Below are 9,226 nucleotides of genomic sequence, written 5' to 3' on the forward strand. Positions count from 1 at the left end.
CACCGACCGTCTGGTTCGAGGTGTGTCAGCTGTCGCGGGAGGCGTTCATCAGCCCGTCGGGATCCTCGACGACGACGCGGTAGCCGTCGTCTTCCAGTCCGCTCACAGCCTCTCGAAGGAGGCGCTGTGCAGCGCCGTCGACGGCGCGCACTTCGGTGAAATCGACGACTATCTCCTCGCAGTCCGGGACGCCGGCCGCAAGACGGGCGACGACGGATTCCGCACCGGCGAACCTCAGCTCGCCCTGCAGTTCGACGGTCGTGACGCCGTCGGATTCGCTCAGCGTGCGAATGGCGGATTCGCCGCTGGGAGGGACGTGCATCATGTGCAGACCGAGGTCGCGTGACAACCTCTCGAACACCGCAACCCCGCGGACGCTGTTTCCGTGCTCGTTCAACCGGGGCGAGATCACGGCAACACCCACCTGACCGGGGAGCACGCCCATGATGGCTCCCGCGACACCACTCTTGGCCGGAATGCCCACTGTCGCAATCCAACTGCCGCTGCCGTCGTACATCCCACAGGTTGCCATGACAGCGAGAACGTGACGGTTGACCGCGGGGTCGACGACCTGTCGGCCGGTGGCCGGATCGGTTCCGCCGTTCGCCATCACCGAGGCGATCACGGCCAGATCGTTGCACGTCACCGTCACCGCGCACTGGCGCGCATACCCGTCGACGACGACCGCGGGTTCCGCACCGAGGTGGCCGACCGACTTCAGCAGGTGCGCGATCGCGGTGTTTCGATCGTCGGATTCCAGTTCGGCCTCGTACACCGCCCGATCGATGTGGAGTTCACGGCCGGCCATGGCTCCGAGCAGCTCGATGAGCCGCCCCGCTCGTTCTTCGCCGTCACTGCCCGCGATCATCGAATGTACCGCCAGCGCACCGGCATTGATCAGAGAGTTGCGAGGTCGACCGGTCCGCGCCTCCAACGAGATCTCGTTGAACGAATCCCCCGACGGTTCGACGTCGACGGCCTCGAGCACCGCTGCGAGCCCGTTGTCCTCGATGGCCAGCGCATAGGCCACCGCTTTGGCGATCGACTGGATGGAGAATTCGGTGTCGGTATCGCCCGCCCCGTAGTGCGACCCACCGACGGTGGCGAGCGCAACCGCGAACGTGTCGGGATCGGCCGCCGCCAATTCCGGGTTGCCGCTCGACATTTCCCCATCGTCGAGGTGTCGGCACTCCGTCAGGACGGACTGAAGATACTCGGGCACCGGTGATCTCATCACCCCACGCTAACCGTCGGGTCTTGACACGCCGACCGTGGCACCGTTTACACTCCGGGTTCCTCAACCGTTGTGGAGCATTGCTCCGCACAGATCGGACGCGCCCGTGCGACTGCGACGCTTGACCTCCACCGATTCCGCCGACCGCCTTGCCGTCCACGTGCCCGACACGACCACGTGGATCGATCTCGAGGCTGCGGTCTCGACTCTGGGTGCCCCCGAGATCCTGCGCCCGCTCACCGGTTCCATGCTTCGGTTCCTCGATGCAGGTGAACCCGCACGTGAAGCCGCAACGACGGTGGCGCGGCGGGCGGCCGACGAGGGCGTCGCGACGATGGACCGACCGGCACCGACCCTTCCGGTCGTTCCGGCGTCCCTGCGCTGCTTCCTGGGTTGGGACGAGCACTGGGATCTGGCCGCACACAACCTCGTTCGGCGAAATCTACCGCGTGCCGTTCCGTTCATCCGTGGATTCGAGATGCTGACGCGTCGAACTTTTCCGGCTCTGCGTCCCGGTCCGGGGTTCGACGACCATCCGATCTACTACACCGGTAACCACCTGACCGTCGTAGCCGACGGGGCAGATGTCGACTGGCCGTCGTACAGCCGAGTTCTCGATTTCGAGCTCGAATTCGGTGCCGTCGTCACCCGACCGATCCGAGATGCGTCAGAGCGGGAGGCCGAGGCTTCGATAGGCGGTTACGTCGTCTTCGACGACATCAGCGCGCGGGACACACAGTGGGAGGAGCAGCGCCGGACGCCCTTCGGCCCGGTCGTCAAGACCAAGACGTTCGCCAGTTCGATGGGCGCAGACATCGTCACCCCCGATGAGGTTGCGGCGCACGTAGATTCGCTGGCCGCGGCCGTCCGGGTCAACGGCGAGCTCTGGTCGACCACCAGCACTGCCGGGATGCGCTATTCCATGGGCGAATCTCTGGCGTTTGCGAGTCGCGGCGAGAGCATTTACCCCGGCGAGCTCCAGACGTCGGGCACCCTGCCTCGCGGTTGTGGGCTCGAACTCGACCGGTGGATCGCTCCGGGCGACCGAGTCGAACTCGATATCGAACGGATCGGCTCCGTCACCAACACCATCGGTGCTCGCTGAGTCCTATCGGATTCCGCGCTCGGTGTCCGACTTGTCGGTCGACGCGTCCTGGAACATCTCGAGGAACGACCCGAAACCGGATGCACTCTGACGTGTTTCGTCTCTGTTGTTGTCCGCAGAGCCTGCGGATACGTCCTGTTGTGTCATGCAACCAGCATGACAATCGGACATTGCGACAAATCCAGGTGCAAAGTCACGAATCGGCATCGAAAGATAACAGCCCGGTAACGACGAACTCGAAGCTGTGGATGGATCCAGCTCGTATTCCATCCACAACTTCGAGTTCGGGTGGCGCATCAGCGCCGGTGAGTACTAGGCGAGCTCGAAGCGATCGAGCATCATGACCTTGTCCCAGGCTGCGACGAAGTCCCGGACGAACTTCTCCTTGGCGTCATCGCAAGCGTAAACCTCTGCGAGAGCGCGCAATTCGGAGTTCGAGCCGAAGACCAGATCGTTACGTGTTCCGGTCCACTTCTTCTCGCCGGTAGCGGCGTCCTTGGCCTCGTAGATGCCGTCCTCCGCGGTGGGAACCCATTCGGTGCCCATGTCGAGGAGGTTGACGAAGAAGTCGTTGGTGAGCGTGCCGACCTTGTCGGTGAGGACGCCGTGCGTCGACCCCTTGTAGTTCGCGCCGAGTACACGCAGACCGCCGACCAGCACGGTCATCTCCGGTGCACTGAGCGAGAGCAGGTTGGCCCGATCGACCAGGTTGAACTCGGCGGGCAGCTTCTGGCCCTTGCCCAGGAAGTTGCGGAAGCCGTCCACCTTGGGCTCGAGATCGGAGAACGAGTCGACGTCCGTCTTCTCCTGCGTCGCATCCATGCGGCCCGGGGTGAACGGGACGGTGATGTCGACGCCTGCGTTCTTGGCGGCCTGCTCGACGGCTGCGACACCGCCGAGGACGACGAGGTCCGCGAAGGACACCGTTCCGGAGAACGACTGCTGAATGCCTTCGAGAACGCGGATGACCTGTGCGATCTCGTCGGGCTCGTTGACCTCCCAGCCGGCCTGCGGCTGCAGGCGCAGACGGCCACCGTTGGCACCGCCGCGCTTGTCGCTGACGCGGAACGACGATGCCGCCGCCCACGCAGCCGAGATCAGCTGATCCTGGCTCAGTTCGGAACCGAGGATGGTCTGCTTGAGCTCGGCGATCTGCGCGTCACCGATCAGCTCGTGATCGACGGCCGGAATCGGGTCCTGCCAGAGCAGGGGCTCCGCCGGAACCTCGGGGCCGAGGTAACGCGAGACCGGTCCCATGTCGCGGTGGGTGAGCTTGAACCACGCCTTCTGGAACTCTTCTGCGAGCTCCTCGGGATGATCGAGCCAACGACGGGTGATCTGCTCGTAGATCGGATCGACGCGCATCGCGATGTCGGAGGTCAGCATCGACGGGTGGCGACGCTTGGACGGATCCGCCGGGTCGGGAACGAGATCCGCGCCTTCTCCGTTCTTCGGACGCCACTGGTGTGCGCCGCCCGGGCTCTTGTAGAGCTCCCACTCGAAGCCGTAGAGGGTCTCGAGGAACGAGTTGTCCCACTGGGTCGGCGTCGGGGTCCAGATGACCTCGAGTCCGCTGGTGATCGCGTCGGCGCCCGAGCCGGTGCCGAAGCTGTTCTTCCAGCCCAGGCCCATCTGCTCGATGGGCGCGCCCTCGGGCTCCGGTCCGATGTGGGCATCTGGGTCGGCTGCGCCGTGGGTCTTGCCGAAAGTGTGTCCACCGACCGCGAGTGCCGCAGTCTCGATGTCGTTCATGGCCATGCGGCCGAAGGTCTCGCGGATGTCCAGTGCGGACTGCACGGGATCCGGATTGCCGTTGGGGCCTTCGGGATTGACGTAGATCAAGCCCATCTGCACTGCGGCCAGCGGGTTCTCGAGGCTCGTGCGGTCACCGTGGTAGCGCTCGTCGCCCAGCCAGGTCTGCTCGGGGCCCCAGTAGACGTCCTCGTCCGGCTCCCAGGCGTCGACGCGTCCGCCGGCGTAGCCGTAGGTCGGCAGGCCCATGGACTCGATGGCGACGTTGCCGGTGAGCACGATGAGGTCGGCCCAGGACAGTTTGCGGCCGTACTTCTGCTTGACCGGCCAGATCAGACGGCGGGCCTTGTCCAGGCTTGCGTTGTCGGGCCAGCTGTTGAGGGGAGCGAATCGCTGCATGCCGGCTCCGGCACCGCCGCGACCGTCCTGCTTGCGGTAGGTTCCGGCCGCGTGCCACGCCATGCGGATGAAGAACGGACCGTAGTGCCCGAAGTCCGCGGGCCACCACGGCTGCGAGTTCGTCATCACGGCTTCGATGTCACGCTTGACCTCGGCGAGATCGAGAGAATTGAACTCGGCGGCGTAGTCGTAATCCGCACCCATCGGATCGCCCACGGCCGGGTTCTTCTTGAGGATCTTGAGATTGAGCGCCTTGGGCCACCACTCGCGGTTGCCGCCGCCTTCGACAGGCGTGGGCATCGCGTCGTGCATGACCGGACACTTGCCACCGCTCTCCTGCGGCTGATCCTCGTTCATCTCTTTTTCGCGTGTTACGTGATCTTCAGACACGTGCTTCCTTCCAAGGTGTGACGATCGGGCTGTGATCGGTGGTCACGAACTCTGCTGTGTTCGAGACCGGGGAGGGAACTGAACGGGAACTGCCGGCTGCTCGCGAGCAGCCGAACACTGTGCGCAGAAGCCCCAGTAGATGACCTCTGCCTCGTCGATCGTGAAACCGACGGAGTCCGATGCGGTGAGACACGGCGTCTCGCCCACCGCGCAATCCACGTCTGCGATCACGCCGCAGTTGCGGCACACAGCGTGGTGATGGTTGTCCCCGACCCGAGATTCGTATCGTGCGGGAGATCCCGCGGGCTCGATGCGACGCACCAGGCGCGCAGCGGTCAGGGCATTGAGAACGTCGTACACCGTCTGGCGTGATACCTCGGGGAGCACCGATCGGACGAGTCCGAGAATCGTGTCCGTGTCCGCATGCGGATTGGTTTCGACGACCTCGAGCACGGTGACCCGCGGACGGGTCACGCGCAAATCGGCGGTGCGTAATTGCTCCGCATAGGGTGAGATCGGCATCACAGCGTCAGTATCCTCCGGTTTTCTGGACCAAGTCAAGTATGCAGTCGAATCCGCTGCTTGTCGACTGCAACTCGGTATCGACGGCAACCCGACACATGCCGTTCGTCCGGAGTTCGGCCGGCGGCTCAGGCCAGAGCCAGGAACAACTTTTCGAGCTCGGCCTCGGTCATCGGTTCCCTACCGTCAGCAGCATCCCCCGTCATGCACTCCCGTAGGCCGGTTGCCACGATCTTGAACCCGGCACGGTCGAGCGCCCGCGACACGGCAGCGAGCTGGGTGACGACGTCCTTGCAATCACGACCGTTCTCGATCATCCCGATGACACCCGCAAGTTGGCCGTGCGCACGCTTGAGCCGGTTGAGTACCAGTGCAATGCTGTCTTCGTCGCCGATCATGTCGATTCCTTCGATGGTGGTAGCAGTGAACCCCAGGGTACCCCCGGGGGCATCATTGCGGCGCGGTACCGGTACCGCCTATGGCCGCGATTGCCGCCTGCAGTTTCGCCGTGGCCTCGGCGGCGACCGCACCCAACCGCGGCTCACCGGTGACCTCGACCATGATGGCCGGGTTCATGGCCTCGACGACGACGGACCGCGCCGCCGCCGGGTTCTCACGTACGACCACATTGCACGGCAACAGCAGACCGATCTGCTTCATCACCCCCACTGCGCGGTGAGCCAGTCCCGGGTTGCACGCGCCCAGGATCACGTAACGCTCCATGTCCTCGTCGAGCTTGGCCTTCAACGTGGCCTGCATGTCGATTTCGGTGAGAACTCCGAATCCCTGCTCCGACAACGCCTTTCTCGTGCTCTCGATCGCGCCGGCGAAATCGGTGTCGGTCAGTGTGGTGGACAGTGCGATGTTCATGATGTCTCCTCGAAAATTGTTGTGTCAGTGTGAGCTGTTGTGTCAGTGAGAAAAACGGATGGAGGGCAGGACAGCACGTAACCATGCCGGCGACCACCACGCGCCGTGTCCGGTCAGCCGTAGCAGGACCGGAAGCAGGACGAGTCGAACCAGGAACGCGTCGAGCAGTACCGCAACACCCAGGATGATGCCCATCTCTTTCGGGGGCAACGGATCCGACAGTGCGAATGTGAAGAACACTGCCACCATCACCGCTGCTGCGGCAAAGATGACTCGTCCCGAGTGGGCCAACCCGTCCACCTGGGCAACCTTGGAATCACCGGAGCGCTCGTAATGCTCCTTGGCGGTAGCCAGGAGGAACACCGTGTAGTCCATGGCGATGGCGAAGATCATCGCGAAGAAGAACACCGGACCCCAACCGTCGAGAAATCCCTGCGGCGTGAAGCCCAGCAACGAGGATCCGTGTCCGTCCTGGAAGATCAGCGTGGCGACGCCGAACGCCGCCGCGGTGGACAGCAGGCTCACCGCGGTACCGAGCAACGCGATGAGCGGAGCCTGAAGCGCCACCAGCAGCAGCACGAATCCGAGAACCAGGATGATCCCGACGACAATCGGCAGGTAGTCGTTCAAAGCCTGCTGCAGGTCCAGGTTCTCTGCCGGTGCTCCGCCGACGAGTGCCGAATCGGGCAATGTCGATCGCAGCTCGGCGAGAATGGAGCCCATCGCTTCGTCGGACGGATCCACCGACGGAATTGCCTGCAGCAGTGCATATCCCGAATCGTCAGCCGCACTCTGCGGAGGCGTCACCATCGAGATCCCGTCGACCCGCGCAGCGACGGTTGCGGTCTCGGCAGCATCCACTTCGGGAACCACGATCTGCAGCGAACCCGGTGCGCCCGGTCCGAACCGGTCCTGAACGAGCTCGTAACCCTGCCGCACGGGGGCATCCTCGGGCACCACTGCTATCGACGGCATTGCCACCTTCAGCCCGAGCACCGGCAGGGCGAGCGCAATCAGAATCCCCACCGACACGACCGCGAACGGCCACGGGTGCTTGTGCAGCAACTCCCCCCATGCCGCGAACCTTGGGGATCGATGCACTTGACGCTTGGCGTACGGCAACGAAGCGGCGTTGACCTTGGGTCCGAGCGCACCCAATGCCGCAGGCAGCAGAGTCATCGTTGCCAGCAACACGAAGGCGACAGCCAACATGATCCCGACGGCCATCGTGCGCACCGCCGGCGCGGGGACCAGCAGCACTGCGGACAGACTCACCAGCACCGTCAGCCCGGACAACACGACGGCCTTACCTGCGGTGTCCATGGTGGCGGCGACGGCAGCCCGAGGGTCGGTGTTCCGCAGCGCGTCGCGGAATCGAGCGACGATGAACAGGGCGTAGTCGATTCCCAGCGCGAGGGCGAACATCATTGCAAAGTTCATGGCCCACACCGAGATCGGCGTGACACCGTTGAGCAGAACCAGACCACCAGCGGAGGCAACGAGCCCCGCGACGGTGAGCAGCAGCGGCAAACCGGCCGCGACAAGGGAACCGAAGGCAAGCACCATGATCGCCAAGGTGACCGGCCACGAGAACAGTTCGGCTTGGATCATGGCGTCGTGGTTCGCCTTGTTGAAGTCCGACCACAGGGCCGACGAACCGGTGGGATACACCTCGATTCCGTCGGTCGAGAGCGCAGTCAACCGCTCCTTCACATCGTCGACGGCCTTCACCATCTCGTCGGTCGTGCCGTTCGCCCCGGCGATGACGATGCCGGTGCGGCCGTCCGGGCTGATCGTCATATTCGGTTGCGGCGCAACGACGTCTCCGAATCGGGAGTCACCGGAGAACACCTCGGTCACGTCGTCGATCACTGCCCGAACAGCGGGGTCCGTGATGGATGCTGCGTCGGAGTGAACGACCACCTGCACCGCTGCGGACGAATTGCCACCGAAATGCTGCTGGGCCAGTTCTCGAACCTGTACGGATTCGGATCCGTTCGCCTGCCACCCGGCTCCCGCCAGATCGGTGAAGACCGAGGGCGCGAACGAACCGAGGCCGATCAGCGCGATGAGCCATACGCCGAACACCCAACGACGGTGGGTCACCATCGACGCACCCGCACGGCCGAGTAGTCCCGGCCCTCTCGCGGGCAGGCCGTCAGGTGGGCGAAGAATTTCGGCATCGCGCAGCGACATGGTTCTCCTATACGGGTGGGGGTATCGGTCAAGGCGGACGAAACCCCGAGCGATCGAACGTGCCCACCATTGCACATACCCAAGGGGGTATGCAAGTACCCCTGGGGGTATCACCTCAGGGGTACTTGCATCACCGTCGGCGGATCACAACCAGGACGTGTCGATCAGCGCCGCCTGTTCCACTGCTTCTCGATGCCGCGCAGCACTTCGAGTGTCTGTTCGGAATCTGCATCGACCGCCATCCGCGACCGAGCCCGTTCGAGCGCACGTTCGGCACGTGTCACCGCGCGATACCCCGAGTCGGTGGCGTCGACCAAGTACTGCTGTCGATTTCGCGGATTGACACTGCGCACCAACAGGCCCGCGTCGACGAGACTGGCAGTTGTCGCAGTGATGCTGGTTCGGTGTCGCACCAATTCACGTGAGAGCGCGCTGTACGACAACGGCCCTCTCCGACAAACCAATTCGAGTACCTCGTACCGTGCCCAGCTCAGTCCCTGGGCATCGAGCGCCTCCGCCAACCGCACCCGGGCGGCCGAGGCCATCCGCAATACCGTGGACACGATCTCGAACTCGGTGGAATGCGCCGGAGAGGTGTCGCCGTCGAACGATTCAGCGAGGGCAGTCATCGAAAGGTACTCCCCTACTTGATTTCTGCGAGGACGGTGCCTTGGGTGATGGCGTCGCCTGCGGTGACGCTCAGGCCGGTGATGGTGCCTGCTTTGTGGGCGGTGACGGGGTTTTCCATTTTCATCGCT

The 9,226-nt window shown here is 64.2% G+C and carries 10 protein-coding genes; 1 reads left to right on the top strand and 9 read right to left on the bottom strand.

The annotated features are described in order from the left end of the window. Positions 1-25: 25 nt before the first annotated feature. The gene (glsA, locus tag CH285_RS27345) at positions 26-1,234 is read right to left on the bottom strand and encodes a glutaminase A (RefSeq protein WP_094643836.1); all 1,209 of its coding nucleotides are present in this window, start codon (positions 1,232-1,234) and stop codon (positions 26-28) included. A 106-nt stretch (positions 1,235-1,340) separates the two neighbouring features. On the opposite strand from glsA, the gene CH285_RS27350 reads away from it, so the two are divergent. Continuing rightward, positions 1,341-2,339, top strand: coding sequence for a fumarylacetoacetate hydrolase family protein (locus tag CH285_RS27350; RefSeq protein ID WP_094643837.1), 999 nt, complete (start codon positions 1,341-1,343; stop codon positions 2,337-2,339). A gap of 3 nt (positions 2,340-2,342) precedes the next feature. On the opposite strand, the gene CH285_RS28125 is transcribed toward CH285_RS27350, so the two are convergent. The 8 genes from CH285_RS28125 to CH285_RS27385 form a co-directional block, all read right to left on the bottom strand. Beyond that, positions 2,343-2,486 (bottom strand): hypothetical protein, encoded by a 144-nt coding sequence (locus tag CH285_RS28125; protein ID WP_155288482.1) that lies wholly within the window; start codon positions 2,484-2,486, stop codon positions 2,343-2,345. A 165-nt stretch (positions 2,487-2,651) separates the two neighbouring features. Then, positions 2,652-4,847 carry a catalase/peroxidase HPI gene (katG, locus tag CH285_RS27355; protein WP_072692110.1) on the bottom strand — a complete coding sequence of 732 codons (2,196 nt, stop codon included), beginning with the start codon at positions 4,845-4,847 and terminating at the stop codon, positions 2,652-2,654. A gap of 75 nt (positions 4,848-4,922) precedes the next feature. Beyond that, a complete protein-coding gene (locus tag CH285_RS27360) occupies positions 4,923-5,402 on the bottom strand; it encodes a Fur family transcriptional regulator (protein WP_032366272.1) in 480 nt (159 codons plus the stop codon). A 128-nt stretch (positions 5,403-5,530) separates the two neighbouring features. Beyond that, complete coding sequence (locus CH285_RS27365; RefSeq protein WP_032366273.1) at positions 5,531-5,800, bottom strand: metal-sensitive transcriptional regulator; 270 nt, start codon at positions 5,798-5,800, stop codon at positions 5,531-5,533. A 52-nt stretch (positions 5,801-5,852) separates the two neighbouring features. Further along, entirely contained in the window at positions 5,853-6,272 is a 420-nt protein-coding gene (locus CH285_RS27370) for a DUF302 domain-containing protein (RefSeq protein ID WP_094643838.1), read from the bottom strand. A 42-nt stretch (positions 6,273-6,314) separates the two neighbouring features. Continuing rightward, entirely contained in the window at positions 6,315-8,468 is a 2,154-nt protein-coding gene (locus tag CH285_RS27375; RefSeq protein ID WP_255032381.1) for an MMPL family transporter, read from the bottom strand. A 164-nt stretch (positions 8,469-8,632) separates the two neighbouring features. Further along, entirely contained in the window at positions 8,633-9,097 is a 465-nt protein-coding gene (locus CH285_RS27380) for a MarR family winged helix-turn-helix transcriptional regulator (protein ID WP_051365075.1), read from the bottom strand. 14 nt (positions 9,098-9,111) lie between these two features. Beyond that, the coding region (locus tag CH285_RS27385) for an acetyl-CoA carboxylase biotin carboxyl carrier protein subunit (protein WP_141214958.1) at positions 9,112-9,226 on the bottom strand (115 nt) is incomplete at its 5' end.

The sequence above is a fragment of the Rhodococcus sp. 05-2256-B1 genome (assembly GCF_002258465.1).
Classification (GTDB): domain Bacteria; phylum Actinomycetota; class Actinomycetes; order Mycobacteriales; family Mycobacteriaceae; genus Rhodococcoides; species Rhodococcoides fascians.